The organism is Pallidibacillus thermolactis (assembly GCF_025660415.1).
Lineage (GTDB): Bacteria > Bacillota > Bacilli > Bacillales > Caldibacillaceae > Pallidibacillus > Pallidibacillus thermolactis.
Map to the genome: position 1 here is coordinate 1 of NZ_JAOUSE010000053.1, position 20924 is coordinate 20924.

Annotated in this window: 25 protein-coding genes and 1 tRNA gene; 21 read left to right on the plus strand and 5 right to left on the minus strand. The window is 34.6% G+C overall.

Annotated elements, in window-relative coordinates:
* Positions 1 to 263: 263 nt before the first annotated feature.
* The gene (locus OEV82_RS13310; RefSeq protein ID WP_263062165.1) at positions 264 to 1049 is read right to left on the minus strand and encodes a histidinol-phosphatase HisJ family protein; all 786 of its coding nucleotides are present in this window, start codon (positions 1047 to 1049) and stop codon (positions 264 to 266) included.
* A 118-nt stretch (positions 1050 to 1167) separates the two neighbouring features.
* Between OEV82_RS13310 and hisZ the strand changes: the two genes are divergently transcribed.
* The 12 genes from hisZ (at position 1168) to OEV82_RS13370 (ending at position 10714) form a co-directional block, all read left to right on the plus strand.
* A complete protein-coding gene (hisZ, locus tag OEV82_RS13315; protein ID WP_173657932.1) occupies positions 1168 to 2169 on the plus strand; it encodes an ATP phosphoribosyltransferase regulatory subunit in 1002 nt (333 codons plus the stop codon).
* A 1-nt stretch (position 2170) separates the two neighbouring features.
* Complete coding sequence (gene hisG / locus OEV82_RS13320) at positions 2171 to 2815, plus strand: ATP phosphoribosyltransferase (protein ID WP_173657931.1); 645 nt, start codon at positions 2171 to 2173, stop codon at positions 2813 to 2815.
* A complete protein-coding gene (hisD, locus tag OEV82_RS13325; protein ID WP_263062175.1) occupies positions 2815 to 4104 on the plus strand; it encodes a histidinol dehydrogenase in 1290 nt (429 codons plus the stop codon). Before hisG ends, hisD begins: the two co-directional genes overlap by 1 nt.
* 3 nt (positions 4105 to 4107) lie before the next feature.
* Positions 4108 to 4692: an imidazoleglycerol-phosphate dehydratase HisB gene (gene hisB, locus OEV82_RS13330; protein ID WP_161919577.1), complete on the plus strand. Its 585-nt coding sequence runs from the start codon at positions 4108 to 4110 to the stop codon at positions 4690 to 4692.
* Positions 4693 to 4721: 29 nt separating this feature from the next.
* On the plus strand, positions 4722 to 5327 hold the full coding sequence (hisH, locus tag OEV82_RS13335) for an imidazole glycerol phosphate synthase subunit HisH (protein ID WP_161919576.1): 606 nt from the start codon (positions 4722 to 4724) through the stop codon (positions 5325 to 5327).
* Positions 5324 to 6040: a 1-(5-phosphoribosyl)-5-[(5-phosphoribosylamino)methylideneamino]imidazole-4-carboxamide isomerase gene (gene hisA, locus OEV82_RS13340; RefSeq protein ID WP_263062166.1), complete on the plus strand. Its 717-nt coding sequence runs from the start codon at positions 5324 to 5326 to the stop codon at positions 6038 to 6040. Before hisH ends, hisA begins: the two co-directional genes overlap by 4 nt.
* Positions 6034 to 6798 carry an imidazole glycerol phosphate synthase subunit HisF gene (gene hisF, locus OEV82_RS13345; protein WP_161919574.1) on the plus strand — a complete coding sequence of 255 codons (765 nt, stop codon included), beginning with the start codon at positions 6034 to 6036 and terminating at the stop codon, positions 6796 to 6798. The genes hisA and hisF overlap by 7 nt, the downstream gene beginning before the upstream one ends.
* Positions 6798 to 7466, plus strand: a complete 669-nt coding sequence (hisIE, locus tag OEV82_RS13350) for a bifunctional phosphoribosyl-AMP cyclohydrolase/phosphoribosyl-ATP diphosphatase HisIE (RefSeq protein WP_263062167.1) — start codon at positions 6798 to 6800, stop codon at positions 7464 to 7466. Before hisF ends, hisIE begins: the two co-directional genes overlap by 1 nt.
* Positions 7467 to 7481: 15 nt before the next feature.
* Positions 7482 to 8543, plus strand: coding sequence for a histidinol-phosphate transaminase (gene hisC / locus OEV82_RS13355; RefSeq protein ID WP_173657928.1), 1062 nt, complete (start codon positions 7482 to 7484; stop codon positions 8541 to 8543).
* 295 nt (positions 8544 to 8838) lie between these two features.
* On the plus strand, positions 8839 to 10098 hold the full coding sequence (locus tag OEV82_RS13360; protein WP_173657927.1) for a Y-family DNA polymerase: 1260 nt from the start codon (positions 8839 to 8841) through the stop codon (positions 10096 to 10098).
* A 68-nt stretch (positions 10099 to 10166) separates the two neighbouring features.
* The gene (locus OEV82_RS13365; RefSeq protein ID WP_173657926.1) at positions 10167 to 10505 is read left to right on the plus strand and encodes a YolD-like family protein; all 339 of its coding nucleotides are present in this window, start codon (positions 10167 to 10169) and stop codon (positions 10503 to 10505) included.
* 120 nt (positions 10506 to 10625) lie between these two features.
* Positions 10626 to 10714, plus strand: a tRNA-Ser gene (locus tag OEV82_RS13370).
* A gap of 79 nt (positions 10715 to 10793) precedes the next feature.
* Here the strand turns inward: OEV82_RS13370 and OEV82_RS13375 are convergent.
* Both OEV82_RS13375 and OEV82_RS13380 read right to left on the minus strand, forming a co-directional pair.
* Complete coding sequence (locus OEV82_RS13375) at positions 10794 to 11708, minus strand: alpha/beta hydrolase (protein WP_263062168.1); 915 nt, start codon at positions 11706 to 11708, stop codon at positions 10794 to 10796.
* 60 nt (positions 11709 to 11768) lie between these two features.
* The gene (locus tag OEV82_RS13380) at positions 11769 to 11900 is read right to left on the minus strand and encodes a hypothetical protein (RefSeq protein WP_263062169.1); all 132 of its coding nucleotides are present in this window, start codon (positions 11898 to 11900) and stop codon (positions 11769 to 11771) included.
* A 169-nt stretch (positions 11901 to 12069) separates the two neighbouring features.
* Here OEV82_RS13380 and OEV82_RS13385 point away from each other — a divergent pair, with 169 nt between their 5' ends.
* Entirely contained in the window at positions 12070 to 12306 is a 237-nt protein-coding gene (locus tag OEV82_RS13385; RefSeq protein ID WP_173657925.1) for a YqkE family protein, read from the plus strand.
* 70 nt (positions 12307 to 12376) lie between these two features.
* Here the strand turns inward: OEV82_RS13385 and OEV82_RS13390 are convergent, their stop codons facing one another.
* Positions 12377 to 13309, minus strand: a complete 933-nt coding sequence (locus OEV82_RS13390) for an aldo/keto reductase (RefSeq protein WP_263062170.1) — start codon at positions 13307 to 13309, stop codon at positions 12377 to 12379.
* A 98-nt stretch (positions 13310 to 13407) separates the two neighbouring features.
* Positions 13408 to 13569 carry a Z-ring formation inhibitor MciZ gene (gene mciZ / locus OEV82_RS16205; RefSeq protein ID WP_173657923.1) on the minus strand — a complete coding sequence of 54 codons (162 nt, stop codon included), beginning with the start codon at positions 13567 to 13569 and terminating at the stop codon, positions 13408 to 13410.
* An 83-nt stretch (positions 13570 to 13652) separates the two neighbouring features.
* Here mciZ and OEV82_RS13400 point away from each other — a divergent pair, with 83 nt between their 5' ends.
* The 8 genes from OEV82_RS13400 to OEV82_RS13435 all read left to right on the plus strand — a co-directional run bounded on the left by OEV82_RS13400 (position 13653) and on the right by OEV82_RS13435 (position 20756).
* Complete coding sequence (locus OEV82_RS13400; RefSeq protein ID WP_173662524.1) at positions 13653 to 14210, plus strand: NUDIX hydrolase; 558 nt, start codon at positions 13653 to 13655, stop codon at positions 14208 to 14210.
* Between the two features lie 3 nt (positions 14211 to 14213).
* Complete coding sequence (locus OEV82_RS13405; protein WP_173662523.1) at positions 14214 to 15377, plus strand: endonuclease Q family protein; 1164 nt, start codon at positions 14214 to 14216, stop codon at positions 15375 to 15377.
* A gap of 183 nt (positions 15378 to 15560) precedes the next feature.
* Positions 15561 to 16196, plus strand: a complete 636-nt coding sequence (gene spoIIM / locus OEV82_RS13410; RefSeq protein WP_173662522.1) for a stage II sporulation protein M — start codon at positions 15561 to 15563, stop codon at positions 16194 to 16196.
* Between the two features lie 134 nt (positions 16197 to 16330).
* Entirely contained in the window at positions 16331 to 16813 is a 483-nt protein-coding gene (gene fur, locus OEV82_RS13415; RefSeq protein ID WP_263062172.1) for a ferric iron uptake transcriptional regulator, read from the plus strand.
* A 133-nt stretch (positions 16814 to 16946) separates the two neighbouring features.
* Positions 16947 to 17174: a YqzK family protein gene (locus OEV82_RS13420; protein WP_173662520.1), complete on the plus strand. Its 228-nt coding sequence runs from the start codon at positions 16947 to 16949 to the stop codon at positions 17172 to 17174.
* 5 nt (positions 17175 to 17179) lie between these two features.
* Entirely contained in the window at positions 17180 to 18091 is a 912-nt protein-coding gene (gene xerD, locus OEV82_RS13425) for a site-specific tyrosine recombinase XerD (RefSeq protein WP_263062173.1), read from the plus strand.
* A 128-nt stretch (positions 18092 to 18219) separates the two neighbouring features.
* Positions 18220 to 19398, plus strand: a complete 1179-nt coding sequence (gene deoB / locus OEV82_RS13430) for a phosphopentomutase (protein ID WP_173662518.1) — start codon at positions 18220 to 18222, stop codon at positions 19396 to 19398.
* A gap of 56 nt (positions 19399 to 19454) precedes the next feature.
* Complete coding sequence (locus OEV82_RS13435; RefSeq protein WP_263062174.1) at positions 19455 to 20756, plus strand: pyrimidine-nucleoside phosphorylase; 1302 nt, start codon at positions 19455 to 19457, stop codon at positions 20754 to 20756.
* The last annotated feature ends 168 nt before the right edge of the window (positions 20757 to 20924 follow it).

The window sequence follows — 20924 nt, forward strand, 5'->3', positions numbered from 1 at the left end:
CTAAAATGTTTGTTTGGTCACTTACATTCTACTAGAAAGGGCGATTTTTTTGTGTTTATATGCACCGATTTAATAGAAAGAGGCTGCCAAAAAGTGAAAATTACTCACTTTTTGGACAGCCTCGACAGTCTGAAATAATAATTATCATTATTATTGAATCTTTTTTATATATCTATATCAATCTAACAAAGTATAGAAATCAAAATGAAAAAACGTCGAGTAACTCAATATAATGTGTTACTCGACGGTCTTCATTAATCGTATTAAAGCTTATGGAATATCGGTTTTTTGTTTTCAAAGGTTGTTACATATTTATATCCGAGATTTTTTAAAAGTTCTACGGAATGGTCATAATGTTCAGCAAGTCTTTCAGGTTTATGGGCATCTGAACCAATCGTAATAATTTCGCCTCCTAAATCTTTATAAAGTTTTAAAATATCGATACTCGGATGCACTCGACCAATACCGTAATAAAACCCGGACGTATTAATCTCAATCCCTTTTCCATATGGAATAATTTCTTTAAATATTTCCTCAATTATGTCTAGAAATTTCCCAACCCCTTCCTCATATTTATATCTTGTTACTAAATCTAAATGTCCTAAAACGTTAAATTGTTTAAAATTTTGAATGCAGGCTAATAACTCACCGTAATATTCTTCGTAAGCCTGATTTAACGACTTATCTTTAAAAAAATCTCCATTATGTAAATCTTTTTTCTTTGTTACATGCATTGAACAAATAATGAAATCAAAATATTCTCTATTAGTGATATTTTGATAACTTTCGAGAACATGAGGCTGAACACCTAATTCGATTCCTTTTCGGATTTTAATTTCATCTCTAAACTTAGCTTGCAATTCTTTAATTTTTTGATCGTATTTCTCAAAATCTAAAGCAAAAGTCCAATCAGGGTCCGGATAATCTTCATCGAGATGTTCCGTAAAGCACATTTCTTTAATCCCTTTTTGAATAGCGGTTTTAATCATATTTTCCATAGATGTATCACAGTCTTCACTAAAAGAACTGTGTAAATGAAAATCGTACATAATTTCACCTTCTAAAAATTTTTTTATATAATTTTATCATACTACATGATTTTATTTTGATAAAGTGGTAAAATACTAATTAACTAACATGATAACAAATTAAAAAGGTTGGGTTGTTATGGAAAAATTAAGTCAACTTGTACCAAAAGGTGTCAATGATCTACACGCAGAAGATTTTGAAATAAAGGAACAAACGATTTTCCAGTTAAAAAAACTGTTCAAAAAATACCAGTATAAACAAATACAAACTCCAGTATTTGAATATTATGATCTTTTTCATGAAATTGAAGGGACATTGAACAAAGATCAAATGATTAAGCTCATTGATACCGATGGTAAGATTTTAGTATTACGCCCGGATGCTACAATTCCTATTGCCCGGATGGTAGCACAAAATTATAAAAATGCTGCCCCTTTACAAAGATTTTCCTATGTAACAAGTATTTTTCGAATGAATGAAGATTTACAAAATATTCAATCTCGAGAGTTTACCCAAGCTGGTGTGGAATTGTTCGGGAAAAATGGGGTTGAAGCTGATGTAGAAATTATCAGTTTAGCCATTCAATCGTTACATGAAGTGGGGGTTTCAAGTTTTACAATTGATATTGGTCAAGCGAATTTTTTCAAAAAATTAGTTGATCAAATCGATTTACCGGTGGAAGAAATGAATGGAATTCAACGGTTAATCGAATATAAAAACTTTGCTGAACTTAAGAGAACAGTTGATAAATTAGACATTAATGAGGAACTAAAAACGGCTTTACGAACGATTCCGACATTATATGGTGAACCTGAGGACGTTTTTCGCAGAGCTTTTCAAATTGCGAACAATCGAGAAATGAAAGAAGAAATCCAGCATTTAAAAGTGGTTTTTGAAACGTTAGTTGCAAAAGGTTATAAGCGTTACTTATCCCTCGATCTTGGTTTAATCAACCATTTAAATTACTATACAAGTATTGTTTTTCAAGGATTTATTACAGGATACGGTAGTCCGATTTTACTTGGGGGAAGATATGATAATCTTACAAAACAATTCGGCTACGATACAAAGGCGATCGGGTTTGCTATTTATGTAGATCGGTTAATTGAAGCTATAAACAGAAATAAAGGAGGTGTTTAAGATGAAACCTATTACTTTTGCGATCGGTAAAGGTAGACTCGTAAATCATACAATTGGATTACTTAAAGAAATGGGGATTGAATTTCCCGAATACCATGAAAATAGTCGCAAACTTATTTTTGAAGATCAATTGAGTAAAATTCGTATCGTTTTAGTTAAAGCGAGTGATGTAGCTGTATATGTAGAACGAGGAGCTGCCGACATTGGTGTCATTGGAAAAGATACGTTAATTGAATCGGGAGCAAATGTCTATGAAGTTGTCGATTTAGGGTTTGGTCGTTGCCGTTTTGCGGTGGCTGGTTTACCTGATACCGATTTGAACAAAAAACGATTAGTTGTTGCTAGCAAATATCCTAAGGTGACCAGCCAATACTTTTCAAAGAAAGATCAAATCGTTGAAACAATTCAATTAAATGGTTCGGTTGAATTAGCTCCTCTTGTTGGATTATCGGATTGTATCGTTGATATTGTCGAGACGGGGAGGACACTTAAAGATAATGGATTAGTAGTTTTAGAGGATATTTGTGAAATTACTGCTCGTCTAATCGTCAATAAAGCAAGTTTCAAGACTAACAATCAACGAATTAATGATTTGATTCAACAAATTGAAGCAATGGTTAATAAAGTAGGTGACCTCGTAAAATGATGAACATAACAAAACTTTCTAGTTTCGACGTACAGTTGATTCAGCAAAAACTGAATAGAAATGAAGAGAACTTCGATTTAATTGATGCGACTGTAAAAGAAGTTATGATCGATGTGAAACAGCATGGGGATGCAGCCCTAAAAAAATATACTGAAAAATTTGATGGTGTAAAAATAACCTCTTTAAAAGTACAACCAGAAGAAATTGTTGCTGCTTTTCAAACATTAGATGATGAATTTTTAAACGTTTTGCAAGAAGCGAAGCAAAACATTACTGATTTTCATGAAAAACAATTGGAAAAATCGTGGTTTAATGATAAAAATGATGGGATTATTTTAGGGCAAAAAGTTACTCCGCTAGAACGTGTCGGTGTCTATATACCAGGCGGAAAAGCAACTTATCCCTCAACGGTGTTAATGACCGTAATACCTGCAGTGGTGGCTGGGGTGAAAGAAATTGCATTAGTATCACCACCAGACAAAGATGGTAAACTTCATCCTTATGTTTTAGCTGCTGCAAAAATTGCTGGCGTTCAGGAGATCTACAAAGTTGGGGGAGCTCAAGCCATTGCAGCCCTTGCTTTCGGAACTGAATCAATGAAACCGGTTGATAAGATCGTTGGTCCTGGAAATATTTATGTGGCCCGAGCGAAAAAGTTTGTATATGGAACGGTTGATATCGATATGATTGCAGGCCCAAGTGAAGTGTGTATTATTGCCGACAATGAGCAGAATCCTGTTTTCATTGCTGCCGATTTATTATCACAAGCAGAACATGATGAAATGGCAGCTAGTATTTTAATAACGACTTCCTTTGATCTAGCTGTTGCGGTGCAAAAAGAAGTTGAAAACCAATTAGCCCAATTAAAGCGTAAGGAGATAGCACGACAATCTATTGACAATTACGGACATATTTTTGTAGTGGAGACATTAGATCAAGCATACCGAGTGGCGAATTTGATTGCCCCTGAACATTTGGAATTACTTGTTACCGATCCTTTCTTGCAACTTTCCAAAGTGAAACATGCGGGTGCGATCTTTTTAGGCCCTTATGCCCCAGAGCCACTTGGTGATTATTTTGCAGGACCGAATCATACACTGCCAACTAGTGGTACAGCTCGCTTTTCATCACCGCTTGGTACATATGATTTCTTAAAGCGTTCTAGTGTGATTTATTACAGTAAAGAAGAGCTGAAGAAGGTAACAGATCAAGTCGTACGTTTTGCTAATGAAGAAAGGTTACAAGCACATGGTAACTCTTTAAAAGTAAGATTTAATCGTGAGGTGTAAAAAATGAGACAATCAAATGTAAAAAGAACAACAGGTGAAACAGATATTGCGCTTACATTAAATATAGATGGCGAAGGAAAGTTTGTAATTGATACAGGAATCGGATTTTTTAATCATATGTTAACATTGATGACCAAACATGGTTTTTTAGATTTACAAGTAAAATGTAACGGTGATTTGGATGTAGATCATCATCATTCCGTTGAAGATATTGGTATCGTGCTTGGTCAAGCTTTTAAAGAGGCTTTAGGTGATAAGGCTGGAATTCGTCGTTATGCCACCGTTTATACACCGATGGATGAATCTCTTAGTCGTATTTCCATTGATATTTCTGGACGCCCATATTTATATTTTGATGTCAATATGCCTACGGAAAAAGTTGGACAATTTGATACCCAATTAGTAGAAGAATTTTTCCGGGCCTTTGTGAATCAAGCGGGCGTGACATTACATATTGAACTACTTCACGGACGAAATAGTCATCATATTATTGAGTCAATTTTCAAAGGTTTTGGTCGTGTCTTAGATGAAGCATCAGCAATAGATAAAAGAATTACTGGTGTTCGTTCAACAAAAGGAATGTTATAAACTTAAAAAAAAGAAAAGGAAGAAGTCTTATGATTGCAATTATCGATTATGGAGCTGGAAATTTAAAAAGTGTAAACCACGCTTTAAATGATCTTGGATTTCAAACAGAAATTACCGATAATCCCAAAAAGTTATATGAAGCAGATGCGTTAGTTTTACCTGGTGTCGGTGCTTTTAAAGATGCAATGGATCAACTCCATGCTTTAAACTTTATTGATTCAATTAAAGAAAATGTTCAGGCTGGGAAACCGATACTAGGGATTTGTTTAGGACTCCAACTTTTTTATGAAAAAAGTTATGAACATGGTGAGTGGACCGGTTTAGGTCTTTTAGAAGGAGAAGTTGTCCGTTTTGATCAACAATTAAAAGTACCTCACATGGGCTGGAATCAATTAGTCGAGGGAACAAATAGCTGTTTTCATGAAGTTTTACAAAAAAATGAATATGTTTATTTTGTACATTCTTATTATGTAAAACCAAAAAATGTTGATGAAGTGTTATATTGGACAGATTATGGAGTAAAAGTACCAGCTATAGTAAAAAAAGAAAATATTATCGGTATGCAGTTCCATCCTGAAAAAAGCGGTGATACCGGTAAAAAATTATTAAAAGTTTTTGGGGAGTTGATCAAATGATTTTATTTCCGGCAATTGATATACGAAATGGTCAATGTGTTCGTCTGATTCAAGGAGATTATGATAAACAAACTACTTTCGGGGACCCTGTTTTAATAGCAAAAAAGTGGGCAGAACTAGGTGCTGAATATTTGCATATCGTTGATTTAGATGGTGCCCTTGTTGGTAAGACGAGAAATTTTAAGACAATAGAGGAAATTTTACAAGTGATTGATATCCCTGTGCAAGTTGGTGGTGGCATCCGAAATATTGATAGAATTGAGAGTCTCCTAAGCATTGGTGTAAGCCGTGTGATTTTAGGGAGTGCTGCATTACAAAATAAAAAATTTTTAGATGAGGTAGTCACTAAATTTAATGAAAAAATAGTTGTTTCCGTCGATACGAAAAATGGTTTTGTAGCGACGGATGGTTGGACAAAGACTAGTAAAGTCCGTGCATTAGATTTTACAAAACAGCTTGAGGAAAAAGGGGGACAAACGATTATTTATACAGATATTGCGAAAGACGGCATGCTTCAAGGTCCGAATTTTATAGAGCTTGAAAGAATAAACCAGCAAACGACGATGGATGTGATCGCCTCTGGAGGCATAACTAGTTTAGAAGATTTAAAGAAATTAGCCTCATCTAATATGTATGGAGCCATTATTGGAAAAGCTCTTTACACCGATAAAATTAATTTAGAAATTGCGATAAAGGAAGTGGCAGCATGTTAGCAAAACGAATTATTCCTTGTTTAGATGTTCGGAATGGACGGGTTGTTAAAGGTGAAAAATTTAAAAATATTGTCGATATTGATGATCCGGTCAAACTTGCCCAAAAGTACAGTGAACTTGGAGCTGACGAATTAGTCTTTTATGATATTACTGCATCTAATGAAGATCGAGATATTTTTGTCGATGTCGTGGAAAAAACTGCAGAGCAAGTCAGAATTCCTTTTACTGTTGGTGGAGGAATTCGTTCGATCGAGGATTTTCGGAAAGTGCTTAAAGCAGGGGCAGATAAAGTTTCCATTAATAGTGCAGCAGTTAAAAATCCTACCTTAATAAAAGAAGCTGCCGAAAAGTTTGGAAGTCAATGTGTTGTGTTATCTATTGATGCTAAAAAGCAAGAGTCGGGGAATTGGACTGTGTTTATTAATGGTGGCCGCATTGATACAGGTATGGATGCTGTAGAATGGGCATTAAAGGGAGAAAAACTCGGTGCAGGAGAAATTGTGTTAAATGCGATTGATACAGATGGTGTTAAATCGGGCTATAGTATAGATATTACAGGAGAAATTGCAAAAAGCGTAAATATTCCTGTTGTTGCTTCCGGTGGTGCAGGTAAGAAAGAAGACTTTTTAGACGTTTTCAAAAAAGCGAACGCTGATGCCGCTTTAGCAGCATCTGTTTTCCACTATGGTGAAGTTGATATACAAGATTTAAAACAATATTTATTTAAAAATGGAATTGAAGTAAGGGGCGTTCAATGATGAGTATTGAAATAGACCGCATCAAATTCGACGAAAAAGGACTCGTTCCAGCTATTGTTCAAGATATTTATACGGGAAAAATATTAATGCTTGCCTACATGAATAAAGAGTCACTAGAAAAAACGCTTGAAACGAATACAACGTGGTTTTATAGTCGATCGAGGCAAAAACTTTGGAATAAAGGGGAAACGAGTGGTCATGTACAAAAGGTAAAGAGACTTGCTTTTGACTGTGATCGTGATTCGTTACTTGTTGAAGTAGAACAAGTCGGCCCTGCTTGCCATACAGGTGAAATAAGTTGTTTCCATAATGAAATATTGATGGATTCTGCCTTTGAAAATTTTAACCGAGCAATTACAGATGAACTATATGAATTTTTAAAAGGACGAAAAGAACATCCAGTTGAAGGTTCCTATACGACTTACTTGTTTTCCGAAGGGATTGATAAAATCTTAAAGAAAATTGGTGAAGAAACAACGGAAGTCGTAATCGGTGCAAAGAATACTGATCGTCAGGAACTCGTTAGTGAATTGGCCGATTTAATGTATCATTCGATCGTTTTAATGATTGAAAAAAGCATTACTATCGATGATGTGAGAAAAGAATTAGGAAAACGAATGAATAAACGAAAACAAACCGGAAAAGATGGAAAAGCGTTAAATATGTAATGGGGGGAGTGGAATATGAGTAAATATTGGAGTCATATAACAAAGCGAATCGAACCATATGTCCCCGGGGAACAACCAAGATCTACTTCCGTTATTAAGTTAAATACGAATGAAAATCCATATCCCCCGTCTCCAAAGGTACTAGACGCAATTAGACAGCATATAAATGAAGATTTAAAATTGTATCCGAGTCCGACGGCAGATGATCTAAAACAGGCAATAGCGAAATATTTCAATGTCAATGAAAAGCAAGTATTTGTAGGCAATGGTTCTGATGAAGTATTAGCTTTTTCTTTCTTAGCCTTTTTCAATCCGGGTCGAGACATTTTGTTTCCAGATATTACATATAGCTTTTATCCTGTTTATGCCAATTTATATGGTTTAAATTATCGGGAAATATCACTAACAGAGGATTTTACGATACCAGTAGAACAATTCTATGATGCACCTGGTGGAGTTATTTTTCCGAATCCGAATGCACCAACCGGTATTGCTTTAACATTAGAGAGCATTGAACGAATTTTAAAACATAATCGTGAAAAGGTCGTTATTGTTGACGAGGCTTATATTGATTTTGGTGGAGACACAGCTGTATCCCTTATTCCTAAGTATGAAAATTTACTGATCATTCAAACTTTATCAAAGTCCCGTTCTCTAGCAGGAATGCGAATTGGTTTTGCTCTCGGTAATGAACAGTTAATTGAAGGATTAGAACGGATTAAAAATTCCTTTAATTCTTATACATTGGATCGTCTCTCTTTAGCAGCTGGTAAAGTCGCTATTGAAGATGTCGACTATTTTAACGAAACTCGTGAAAAAATTATGGCAACAAGGGAACGCGTTGCTAAAGAATTAAAAAACTTATCTTTCCACGTTTTAGATTCAAAGGCGAATTTTTTATTTATTCGTCATGACACAGTTCCATCTAAACATATTTATGAAAAATTAAAGGAGCAAGGCATTTACGTCCGGTATTTTAAAAAAATGCGGATTGATCAGTTTATTCGGGTTACTATTGGCACCGAAACTGAAATGGACTCTTTCATACAAGCTGTTAAATCTATTGTTCAAAATTAATATTTTTTACTAGAGAATACAAAATGAGACTTTTCTTAGAACTAAGAAAGTCTCATTTTTATTTTTAAAATTAATTTTTCATCTTTTGCTTTTATATGTTCAAAAGTACAACGTTTATAACATAAATAACAAATTCTGATTTTACTTATGGTAAAAAAAGGAAGTTGAATTCGAACGTATATTCGCATAAAATAAAACATATAATTTATACCAAACAAACGTTCTGTTTATGAACAATGTAACGAATTGAATTTGAAACTCCTCTAAAGTCACTGACATGAAAGGAGAGGAAAACATGGTTGATTATGAAAAGTTGCCAAGTAAGCATATTTTATGTATTGATATTAAAAGCTTTTATGCAAGTTGTGCTGCAGTGATGGCTGGCCTTGATCCGTTGGAAAGTTTAGTGGCGGTTATAGGGGATAAAGACAGGGAAGGGAGTATTGTATTAGCCGCTTCCCCACGTTTAAAAAAAGAGTACGGGATTAAAACGGGTTCAAGACTTTTTGAAATTCCAAAGGACCCTCGAATTCATCTGATCGAGCCCAAAATGGCAACTTATTTACGGGTTTCAACAGAAATTACTCGGCTTTTCAACCGTTATGTTCCAAAGGAAGCAATCCATATTTATAGTGTCGATGAAAGTTTTCTTCAAGTGGACGGCACTGATGTTTTATGGGGAGATGTTCTTGAGATTGCAAAAAAAATTAAAGATGAATTGATGCGTGAGTTTCAATTAACATGTGCCATTGGTATTGGTCCGAATATGCTAATGGCAAAGTTAGCCTTAGATCTGGAAGCAAAACATAAAGGGATTGCTCTATGGACTTATGAAGATGTGCCGAAAAAACTGTGGCCTGTTTCACCATTGAGTGAAATGTGGGGAATTGGCCGACGTTTGGAAAAACGCCTAAATAGTATGGGGATTTTTACAGTTGGTCAGCTCGCCCAATCCGATTTAGACAAACTTGAAAAGAAATTTGGTATTATGGGTAACCAATTGTATTACCATGCTTGGGGGGTGGATTTGTCGGAAATTGGTGCACCGATTATGGATGGGCAAATTAGTTTCGGGAAAAGCCAAATATTACTGCGAGATTATAAAAAAGTCACAGAAATCAAAACGGTTATTTTGGAAATGTGTGAAGAAGTGGCAAGGAGAGCACGAAATCATCGGTGTGTCGGACGAACCATTACGCTCACAATAGGTTATAGTCATGAAGAGCTAGGCGGTGGATTTAATCGTGCCAAAACAATCGATATACCGACGAATATAACAATGGATCTTTATCGAATTTGTGTTGAATTGTTTGATCGGTTTTATGATGGTCGAACAGTGCGACAAATCGCGATTTCCCTTTCCAATATTAGTCCTGATGAAAATGTTCAACTCAATCTTTTTGAACCAAACCTATGGAAAAGAAAAAAATTAGGTTATACCGTTGATGGCATTCGAAAACGATTTGGTTCTGATTCAATATTAAGGGCTGTTTCGTATACAGAAGCGGGTACGACAAGACGTAGAGCGCAACTTGTTGGTGGTCATAAAGCATAAAACATAACCGTTTCTTTTTCATTCCTATAACCACTGAAATAAAAGAAATGGGAAAGGAGGATAAGACAATGATTCGTGATCGTGGTCGCATCAAATGGACATCTTTAATGTTGCCGGAACATGTTAAAATGCTACGGGATTGGGCAAATGAAGATATGTGGGAAAAACCAAAAGAAATAGACGAACAAAAATTAGAGGAAATGAACGAAACGATGAAGCGAGCTATCGAATTGAAGCAAAAAGTAGCTGTTTATCACTATAACAATAATGAGTATCATTATGAAGTTGTAACAGGTACCATTCATTCCTATGATCTTATAATAAAAGAGCTGCAGTTGATTGATGAAAAGGGGGAAATTCATGAAATCTCGTTAAAACAAATTAACGATATTGATTTAGTAGATTAATTTTATAAAAAAACAGTACACAAAGAATTTCAGAAAAATAACATTTGTGTACTGTTTAAAAAATAATAGACAAAACGTAAAAACTCTTGTATAATATTACATGTTCTTAAAAGAAGTTATGGAGAAGTACCCAAGTGGTTGTAAGGGGACGCACTCGAAATGCGTTAGGGCGGGTGACCGTCGCGTGGGTTCGAATCCCACCTTCTCCGTTAATAAAAAGGATTTGAGTACACCATGGTGTACTCAAATCCTTTTTTTATTTATTAAGGTTGTGATATTTGAAACAGACTAAAAAACATATTTTTTGAGAAAAATATCGATCGCTTCTTCATATTCTTTTCGATTTTCATTCAGTGATTGGGCATGAGCGCCGTTTTTTGCCATAAAAAGCATTTTGGGTCCTTTTTTTTGTTTATATAAATCTTTTGTCATATAAGGTAATATATAATCATCCTTTTCACTGTGAATAAAAAGAATGGGTTGAGGAATTTGATCGACAACAGAAATCGGTGAAACGTCTTTAAATGAATATTTAGCGCGTATTTTGATAAAGAAATCCCCAAGAGGTAAAAACAGTTTTGTTGGTAAAATTTTAGTCTCACATTTTAATTGATAACTGAGGAGTTCTTCTAAGTCAGAGAATGGGCAATCCACAACATAAAAATCAGCTCGATTATCGAGCTCACCGGCATAAAGAAGGGTTGTGGCAGCTCCCATTGATTCACCATGAATACCTACTGTAATATCGTTTCCTTCATGTTCGTAAACCCAATCCACAACAGCTTTTAAATCAAACTTTTCGAAATAACCGTAACTTGTTGTGTTACCTCCAGTTTTGCCGTGTCGGCGTTGATCGTAAAGAATAACATTAAACCCACGATCAAGGAAAAGATTGGCATATTTCATAGAACTCATTTTTGATTCAGTAACACCGTGACTAAAAATAACAAATTGTTTTGCTTCAAATGGTTTAATTACAACAGCATTAATTTTATAACCATATGGTGAAGAAATCCAAATTTCCTTTTTCGGTAAATTTTCGAAGGCAACTGGATGAATATGGTTTAATTTTGTATCTCGATCAACAATTTCCTTTTCATCTTTTTTCTTAATATGAATTACTCGTTCTGAAAAATAAGTCCCGAAGGCTGTGGCAGCTGCACCAATAACGGTAAGCCCTGTTAAAATTGATTTCTTTTTCACACTGACCCCTCCAAATTAACTTGGCTGCAATAGATGCAGCCAAGTTAATAAGAACCTTCATTATTGTTTGGAATTTTGTGTCTTTGTTGGGTGAATGGCATTTTCTAAGTCTTCAACCGCAATTTGTTTTTTTACTGTATCTGCGTATGGTTTCCCTTTTTGGCTGTATCCTTTATCACGTTTCCTGCTCATACGAATTCTCCTTTCCAAGTCATCCTTTGTATTTTAAGGAGAATATGAAAAATTATTCACGGAAACGAGATGATGTAATTTTTGATATAATAAAGGATGATAACCATATTTTAGCGAACTTTCAAAGTATTATGCAACAAATTTATGAATAGTAGGGGAGTTAAACATTATGAAAAAACAACAACGAAGGAAAAAGGATGATAAACAAGCCGTTCTAAAAGATACTTTAAACCATGATTTATTACAAAAACTTAAAGAAACAAAGAAACAATTAGAACAACAAGAACAGAAGAGAAAAGAAGAAGCAATAACAAGAAAGAGAGAGGAAAAAAGATTGCGTGAGAAAAACAAATCCTTTGAGGAATTGTTAAACGAAAGTGACTTAGATTGGCGCAAATTTAAATAGAAAAAAGGGGCTGAATGTGAAGCCCCTGAATTTTACTAGAATTTCCAATAGAGAGCAAGGTATTTATTAATTAAGGGTGAATTCGGTGTTGTGTGTACCCATCTGACTTTGTTAAATCTTTAATAAACTGAAGTTCCTCACTTGTTAGCGGTTGCGATTGAACGGCAGCAACATTTTCTTTTAATTGCTCGATACTACTGGCGCCAGTTACGCAGGAGGCTACAACAGGATTTGCAAGTACGTATTGAAGGCTGACTGCTGTCATTGTCCGATCTCTTGCTAGCTTTTTCTTTAACGTAGATAATATTTCTTTCAATTCATTGTAAGAATAATGTAAATAGCCGTTTTCTTTGACTGCATTTGAAGCTTTACTTAAAAGAGCATCACTGAGTAGCCCTTTCGCGAGTACCCCTCTTGCAACGATATGAATCCCTCTATGTTGCAATAAAGGATTTACTTCTTCTTCCGGTCTTCGGTCTAAGATACTATACTGCATCATTACTGAAACGATATTAGACCGTTTGGCATATTCTTGAATCACAGTTGGTCGTATAGACGAAATGCCATAGTAACGAATATATCCTTCATCTTTCAACTCTTCAAAGGCTTCGATTACTTCCTCGATGCGGTCTTCCATCGTTCCACCATGAAGTTGAAAAAGGTCGATGTAATCTGTACCAAGTCTTTTTAAGCTTTTTTTCGCAGCTTCTTTAATATAAGATTTTGACGCATCCCAGACCCAACCAGTTTGACCGTCCTCCCAACGGTTACCGGCCTTTGTTGCGATAATAACTTTGTCTCGGACAGGTTGTAACGCTTGTCCAACAATTTTTTCATTGACGCCATAATCATAAAGATCTGCTGTATCAAAGTAATTTACACCGAATTCGAGAGCTTTATGTACGATTTCAGTTGCCTTTTTTTCATCTGTTCCTAGTGACATGCAGCCGAGACCGAGCGTTGAAACATAAAGATTTGATTTTCCTAGTCTACGTTTTTCCATTAATATTCCTCCTAAATACTATGTCAGTATCTATTTTCAATATAAAGGGAAGGAATTTTGAAAGTAAAGTAAAAAAAATTTAAAGATGTATACTGTTTTTATTTTAGCCTTTTTTTCGGAAACGGATAGATTTTTGCTGACTTTCTTTTTGCACGATTCATATCATGAATCCATTCATGGACATACGTATATTTTTCTGCATAAACTTTTAGTAAATGTCGAATTTCCCATACTTTCCCTTGTAAAATCATTCTTCTCATAGGGAACCTCCAATAGTGAGTTTTAAATGGAATAAGAAACTATGGTAAACTATATGTTGAATTTTGTTGTAGTAGAACGGGAGATGAATATAGTGAGTAAATTTGAGGAAAGAACAATTCACCGAAAAACCATATTTGAAGGACGAATTATCGATCTTTATTTAGATGAAGTTTCATTACCAAATGGGAAGACGAGTTCCCGAGAAATTATTAAGCACCCTGGAGCTGTTGCCGTTATTGCAATTACGGAAGAGGAAAAGATACTGCTAGTAGAACAATATCGTAAAGCATTAGAACGAACGTTGATAGAAATCCCCGCTGGGAAACTTGAAAAAGGGGAAGATCCACGAGAAAGTGCAAAAAGAGAATTGATGGAAGAAACAGGATATACGTGTGAAAATCTTGAACATATTACTTCCTTTTATACATCCCCTGGATTTGCAAATGAATTAGTTCATATATATCAGGCAACAGGATTAAAACAAGAAAGAGAGCTGCAATTGGATGAAGATGAGTTTGTATCTGTTATGGAAGTCACTTATGATGAAGCATTAAATTTAGTAAAAGAACAGAAAATATTTGATGCAAAAACAATGTATGCAGTTCAATATTGGCAAATGTTGAAACAACAGGAGAAGTGAAATATGAAACGATATTTTGCAGATTTACATATTCATATTGGACGAACAAAATCGGGGAAACCTGTAAAAATTACAGGTTCAAAAACGTTGACGTTATCTAATATTTTACATACCGCCAAAAATCAAAAGGGGATTAATATTGTAGGCATCATTGATTGTCATTCTCCTGAAGTCATTGAAGAAATAGAAGATTTGATCTTTGAAGGAAAATTAGAAGAATTATCTGAAGGAGGATTACTGTTTGAAAACGAAACTCTTTTAATGATGGGTAGTGAATTAGAAGTTTATGACACAACTTGTAAAGGGCCCATTCATGTTCTTTGCTTTATTCCAACACTAAAAATGATGAAAAAATTTTCTTGTTGGCTTGAAAGTCAACTAAAGAATATTCATTTAAGTTCGCAAAGAATTTATGCGACGGGAAGAGAACTGCAAAAACAAGTAAAGGCTGTGGGTGGACTGTTTATTCCTGCACATGTGTTCACTCCTTTTAAAAGCTTATTTGGAAAAGGGGTTGAACGTAGTTTAACAGAAGTATTTAATCCCGAATTGATAGATGCTATCGAATTAGGCTTAAGTTCGAACACGGAAATGGCAGACCATTTAAAAGAGCTTCACCAATATACTTATATTTCGAATTCCGATGCCCATTCATTACAAAAAATTGCTCGAGAATATCAAGTTATCCAATTAGATCATTTAAGTTATTTAGAGTTTGAAAAAGCAATAAAAAGAAAAGACGGTAGAGAAATTGTGGCGAACTTCGGTCTAGATCCGCGACTCGGCAAATATTATGGAACAACTTGTGCTAAATGTTTTACTCGAATCAAACAAGGAATGGTCGAATGTCCAAATTGTGGATCGGTAAAGTTTACAAAGGGAGTTTCTGAACGAATTAAGGAATTATCTGATACGAGTGAGCATCCAAAGCGACCGCCATATATTCATCAAGTACCGCTAGAATTTATCCCAGGCTTAGGACCGAAAACACTTCAGAAATTGTTAAATTGTTTCGGTACTGAGATGACGATAATTCACGATGCCACTTTTGAAGAATTGTTGGACGTATTACCAGAAAAAACAGCAAGTTTGATTTTAAAAGCCCGTGAAGGAACTTTAAACTTTCATGCAGGCGGTGGAGGAAAATATGGAACAGTTACAGAATAATTAGGGATATTACATGGACCAAATCATTTGTTAATAAAGGAAGACATCACTAGATGAGAATCTAAATAGCAAGGGAATCAAAAATATATTAAATAGAAAAAATAATAGATTCTGCATTCGTTTTAGCATACATTTTAAAATTCTCTCATACAATCTACTAAGTTGTATGAAGGAGGAAAGAAAATGAAAAAACGAATGCAGTCCAATATCATTGTAAAACATATTGAAGAATATTCCTCATTCTATATTTTTCATACTGTTTTATTGATAATGGGAGTCATTTTTGGTGCGATTGTTGTGAATAGTTTAACTGGAACGCAAAAGGAAGATTTATTTTATTTTATTAATACATTCTTTCATCAATTGATATCAGGAGAAGTGTTGTCAGCTAAAGAAACTTTCTTTCACTCTTTAAGTTACAATAGTAAGTATATAGGTTTAATGTGGATATTGGGAATGACGATGATCGGCTTACCAATTATATTGGTATTACTATTTTTAAAAGGGATGGTTGTAGGATTTACAATTGGTTTTCTTGTCCAGCAAATGGGATGGAAAGGTTTCTTTCTGTCTTTTGTATCAATCATCCCACAAAATATCGTGATTATCCCGATATTTATTACTGTGGCTGTTGTTTCTGTTTCGTTTTCTTTACAATTAATTAAAAAGTTATTTGTAAAATCACTCTACCAACCATTTGCACCGATGTTGGCTAGATATTTTATGTTTTTTGGTTGTGCAATACTATTGCTAGGTTTTGCTGCATTTATTGAAGGTTACATTACACCGTATTTTATGAAAGGGATCCTCAATCTATAACTTAAACACAATAACAATTATCAATTTAGAATAATTATAAAATATAATTTGGAATAATTTTAAATAATTTTGTTTTAATTTACCTCCCAGTTTTGATATAATGATAATACATTGGCGAGGGAGGGGCATTACGAATGGAAAATCGCCTTGAGAAAATAAAAAAACAGTTGCACTCATCAAGTTATAAATTGACTCCGCAAAGAGAAGCGACCGTTCGCGTGCTTTTAGAACATGAAGAGGATCATTTAAGCGCAGAAGATGTATACCTCCTCGTTAAAGAAAAAGCGCCTGAGATCGGTTTAGCTACGGTATACCGCACGCTTGAATTATTAACTGAATTAAAAGTAGTCGATAAAATTAATTTTGGTGATGGTGTATCTCGCTATGATTTACGAAAAGAAGGGGCCACACATTTTCATCACCATTTAGTCTGTATCGAATGCGGTTCTGTGGAGGAAATTCAAGAAGATTTATTAGAAGATGTTGAATCAATCGTTGAAGAAAGATGGAATTTTATTATTAAAGATCATCGATTAACTTTTCATGGTATCTGCCGTAATTGCCAAAAGAAGCAAAATAAAGTTGAGAAAAATGAGCACACTTCAATAAAAAAATAAAAAGCAATGGGTCCAACTCATTGTTTTTTCTTTTTGGAAAATTATGAATTATTATTGCTGAATGTGTATAAAATGGAACTTCTCTGGCATAAGTTTGTACTAAGGGAATTATGAAAAAAGGATGCGAGAGAAGATGAAGTATATAAAATTAATTCTAGAAACATTAAAGGTGTTTATTATTTTTACCGGATGCACAATTTTATTTTATTATGCTATTATGTGGATAAGCGAAGAATATCAAAATCATCAGAAATACGATGAACCCGAAGGACAGGCTGTTAAAGTAGTATCAAACCATGTAGAAAATGACCAACATAATTGGTTTGAAAGACTCGTATTGTTTTATTTAAATGGGGAGTAATGAACGTGAATGATCAAATTAATGACTTTATACATTACCTTATTGTAGAAAAAGGATTGGCAAAAAATACGATTCAGTCATATCGAAGGGATTTGACGAATTATACAGAGTTTTTGCAGGGACAATTAAATATGCCCGATTGGAACAGTGTTTCTCGTTCACATATTATGCAATTTTTAAGCAGTTTAAAGAATGAAGGGAAATCTTCAAGAACGATTGCACGACATATTGCTTCAATTCGTTCCTTTCACCATTTTTTGTTAATAGATAAGGTTACAGACGATGACCCTACAGTACATATTGAGACACCACAAGCAGAAATGAAACTTCCTAAAGTGTTAAATTTAGATGAAGTAGAAAAACTTCTTAATGCTCCAGATACATCAAAGCCATTAGGCATACGTGATAAGGCAATGCTTGAATTAATGTATGCAACGGGGATGCGTGTGAGCGAACTAATCGGTTTGTCGTTAAATGATACTCACCTATCTCTCGGTTTTGTTCGTTGTATTGGTAAAGGGAGTAAGGAACGAATAATTCCGATTGGACAAATGGCTATTCGAGCATTAGATTTATATTTAAAGGAAGGAAGACCAAAACTTGTCAATAGTAAAAATAGATCAGATTATTTATTTTTAAATCATCACGGAAGACCATTATCAAGGCAAGGATTTTGGAAGATTTTAAAACAGACGGCAACGAAGGCAGGTATTACTAAGGAATTAACACCGCATACCTTGCGTCATTCTTTTGCCACTCATCTGCTTGAAAATGGAGCAGATTTACGTTCTGTACAAGAAATGTTAGGACATGCCGATATATCAACAACTCAAATTTATACCCATGTGACAAAAACGAGACTGAAAGATGTTTATAGCCAATTTCATCCGCGAGCGCGGTCTAAATTTAATGAATAGCTGCTATATCCTAAGCAGCTTTTTTATTGTACGGTTACTGGAATTTTTATACAATAAAAGTATAAAATTTATTATTTACATATAATATTAATTGTAAACGATTTATTGTCTTTATAGGAGGATTTTTTATGACATATAAACGTATATTTTTAATCGTAATGGATTCCGTCGGTATCGGGGAAGCACCTGATGCAGAAAAGTTCGGTGATAAAGGAACTGATACTCTTGGCCATATTGCCGAAAAGATGGGCGGATTAAATATGCCGAATATGGCAAAATTAGGTTTAAGTAATATTCGTGAAATAAAAGGAATTCCAAAAGCAGATCATCCGCTTGCTTATTATACAAAAATGCAGGAAGCCTCGAGCGGAAAAGATACGATGACAGGACATTGGGAAATTATGGGGTTAAACATTCAAAAACCATTTAAAGTTTTTCCAAATGGTTTTCCTCAAGAATTAATAGAAAAAATAGAAGAAAAAACCGGTAGAAAAGTAATTGGAAATAAACCAGCTAGTGGTACTGCTATTATAGATGAATTAGGTAAAGAACATATGGAAACTGGAGCCTTAATAGTATATACATCTGCTGATCCAGTACTACAAATAGCTGCTCATGAAGAAGTTGTACCATTAGAAGAGTTATATAAAATTTGCGAAATTTGTCGAGAATTGACGCTTGAAGATGAATATAAAGTAGGTCGAGTCATAGCTCGTCCATTTATTGGAACACCAGGTAATTTTACTCGTACAGCAAATCGTCATGATTATGCATTAAAACCTTTTGAACGTACGGTTATGAATGAATTGAAAGATCATCATTATGATGTTATAGCCTTAGGGAAAATTTCTGATATTTATGCTGGTGAAGGTGTTACCAAGGCAATTCGTACAAAATCTAATATGGATGGAATGGATAAATTATTAGATTCGTTAGATATGGAATTTAATGGTTTAAGCTTCTTAAATCTTGTTGATTTTGATGCTCTTTATGGACATAGAAGGGATCCAATTGGATACGGGAAAGCATTGGAAGAATTTGATGCTCGTTTACCAGAAGTATTTGAAAAATTAACAGATGACGACTTATTAATTATTACGGCTGATCACGGAAACGATCCGACTGCTCCAGGAACAGATCATACCCGTGAATATGTACCTTTATTAGTATATTCTACACGGATGAATGGTGGTAAGGAGCTACCATTACGGCAGACATTCGCTGATGTTGGGGCGACCATTGCAGAAAACTTTAATGTCCCAATGCCAAAATACGGAAAAAGCTTTTTGAAAGAAATTGATCAATAAGGGCTATCATATTACTGGTAGTCCCTTGATTACATGAACTATTAGGGGTGAAGATTTTGAGAATAATTGATATTATTGAAAAAAAACGAGATGGTCATGAACTTAGTAAAGAAGAAATTGAATTTTTTGTGAACGGATACACAGAAAATACAATTCCAGATTATCAAATAAGTGCATTATTAATGGCAATTTATTTTCAGGGAATGAATGAACGTGAACGCGGTGATTTAACAACCGCAATGGTCGAATCTGGTGATCAAATTGATTTATCAAAAATTGATGGTATAAAAGTAGATAAACATTCCACAGGTGGCGTAGGTGATACAACGACCCTTGTATTAGGTCCACTCGTAGCATCTGTAGGTGTTCCTGTAGCGAAAATGTCTGGACGTGGTTTAGGACATACTGGAGGCACAATTGATAAATTAGAATCCTTTTCTGGATTTCATGTAGAAATCACTAATGAAGAATTTATTCAATTAGTAAATAAAAACAAAATTGCTGTTATTGGTCAAAGTGGAAATTTAACACCTGCTGATAAGAAATTGTATGCACTTCGTGATGTAACAGGAACGGTTAATAGTATTCCACTAATTGCCAGCTCAATCATGAGTAAAAAAATTGCCGCAGGGGCTGACTGTATTGTGTTGGATGTAAAAACTGGTTCTGGTGCATTTATGAAAACGTTGGATGACTCAAGAGAGTTGGCGCACACAATGGTTAAAATCGGAAAACATGTTGGACGTAATACGATGGCGGTTATTTCTGATATGAACCAACCACTAGGCTTTGCAATTGGAAATGCTTTAGAAGTGAAAGAAGCGATTGCTACATTAAGAGGAGAAGGGCCACAAGACTTAACAGAATTGTGTCTAACTTTAGGTAGTCAAATGGTATATTTAGGTAAAAAAGCAGCGTCAATTGAAGAAGCTCGCAAACGATTGGAAGAATCGATAAAATCGGGGAAAGCTTTAGAAAAAATGAAAACATTTATTTCCGCACAAGGTGGCGATCCAAGTACTATTGATAACCCTGATTTACTTCCACAAGCGAAATATGCCATTGAACTTCCTTCAAAACAAGCTGGTTGGGTCAGTGAAATGGGTGCAGATGAGATTGGTCACGCGGCCATGTTACTAGGTGCAGGTAGAAAAACAAAAGATTCGACTATCGATCTGTCTGTTGGAATTGTCTTAAAGAAAAAAATTGGAGATTATGTAGAAGAGCGAGAATCTCTCCTTACGATTTATTCTAATAATGAAAACGTTGATGAAGTTAAAAACAAGCTTTACGAATGTATAAAAATATCATCCGAAGAAGTAGCCAAGCTTCCATTAATCTATGAAGTCATATCGTAAATTGATAAGGGAGCTGTACAACAAAAAACCTCCTATTATAAGGAGGTTTCAGCTTGTAGACAAAGTCCCTAACTAGTGGCCAAATCTACAGGCTTTTTTTGTATAATAGGGATAGAATTCTTGGTTAACGGGGGAAATTTAGGATGTTATCGAAGCGTACAGACAATA

Excerpts from the sequence above, each read along its gene's own strand:
- OEV82_RS13310 (WP_263062165.1), bottom strand. The coding sequence starts at position 1,049 with ATGTACGATTTTCATTTACACAGTTCTTTTAGTGAAGACTGTGATACA.
- hisZ (WP_173657932.1), top strand. The coding sequence starts at position 1,168 with ATGGAAAAATTAAGTCAACTTGTACCAAAAGGTGTCAATGATCTACAC.
- hisG (WP_173657931.1), top strand. The coding sequence starts at position 2,171 with ATGAAACCTATTACTTTTGCGATCGGTAAAGGTAGACTCGTAAATCAT.
- hisD (WP_263062175.1), top strand. The coding sequence starts at position 2,815 with ATGAACATAACAAAACTTTCTAGTTTCGACGTACAGTTGATTCAGCAA.
- hisB (WP_161919577.1), top strand. The coding sequence starts at position 4,108 with ATGAGACAATCAAATGTAAAAAGAACAACAGGTGAAACAGATATTGCG.
- hisH (WP_161919576.1), top strand. The coding sequence starts at position 4,722 with ATGATTGCAATTATCGATTATGGAGCTGGAAATTTAAAAAGTGTAAAC.
- hisA (WP_263062166.1), top strand. The coding sequence starts at position 5,324 with ATGATTTTATTTCCGGCAATTGATATACGAAATGGTCAATGTGTTCGT.
- hisF (WP_161919574.1), top strand. The coding sequence starts at position 6,034 with ATGTTAGCAAAACGAATTATTCCTTGTTTAGATGTTCGGAATGGACGG.
- hisIE (WP_263062167.1), top strand. The coding sequence starts at position 6,798 with ATGAGTATTGAAATAGACCGCATCAAATTCGACGAAAAAGGACTCGTT.
- hisC (WP_173657928.1), top strand. The coding sequence starts at position 7,482 with ATGAGTAAATATTGGAGTCATATAACAAAGCGAATCGAACCATATGTC.
- OEV82_RS13360 (WP_173657927.1), top strand. The coding sequence starts at position 8,839 with ATGGTTGATTATGAAAAGTTGCCAAGTAAGCATATTTTATGTATTGAT.
- OEV82_RS13365 (WP_173657926.1), top strand. The coding sequence starts at position 10,167 with ATGATTCGTGATCGTGGTCGCATCAAATGGACATCTTTAATGTTGCCG.
- OEV82_RS13380 (WP_263062169.1), bottom strand. The coding sequence starts at position 11,900 with ATGAGCAGGAAACGTGATAAAGGATACAGCCAAAAAGGGAAACCATAC.
- OEV82_RS13385 (WP_173657925.1), top strand. The coding sequence starts at position 12,070 with ATGAAAAAACAACAACGAAGGAAAAAGGATGATAAACAAGCCGTTCTA.
- OEV82_RS13390 (WP_263062170.1), bottom strand. The coding sequence starts at position 13,309 with ATGGAAAAACGTAGACTAGGAAAATCAAATCTTTATGTTTCAACGCTC.
- mciZ (WP_173657923.1), bottom strand. The coding sequence starts at position 13,569 with ATGAGAAGAATGATTTTACAAGGGAAAGTATGGGAAATTCGACATTTA.
- OEV82_RS13400 (WP_173662524.1), top strand. The coding sequence starts at position 13,653 with ATGAATATAGTGAGTAAATTTGAGGAAAGAACAATTCACCGAAAAACC.
- OEV82_RS13405 (WP_173662523.1), top strand. The coding sequence starts at position 14,214 with ATGAAACGATATTTTGCAGATTTACATATTCATATTGGACGAACAAAA.
- spoIIM (WP_173662522.1), top strand. The coding sequence starts at position 15,561 with ATGAAAAAACGAATGCAGTCCAATATCATTGTAAAACATATTGAAGAA.
- fur (WP_263062172.1), top strand. The coding sequence starts at position 16,331 with ATGGAAAATCGCCTTGAGAAAATAAAAAAACAGTTGCACTCATCAAGT.
- OEV82_RS13420 (WP_173662520.1), top strand. The coding sequence starts at position 16,947 with ATGAAGTATATAAAATTAATTCTAGAAACATTAAAGGTGTTTATTATT.
- deoB (WP_173662518.1), top strand. The coding sequence starts at position 18,220 with ATGACATATAAACGTATATTTTTAATCGTAATGGATTCCGTCGGTATC.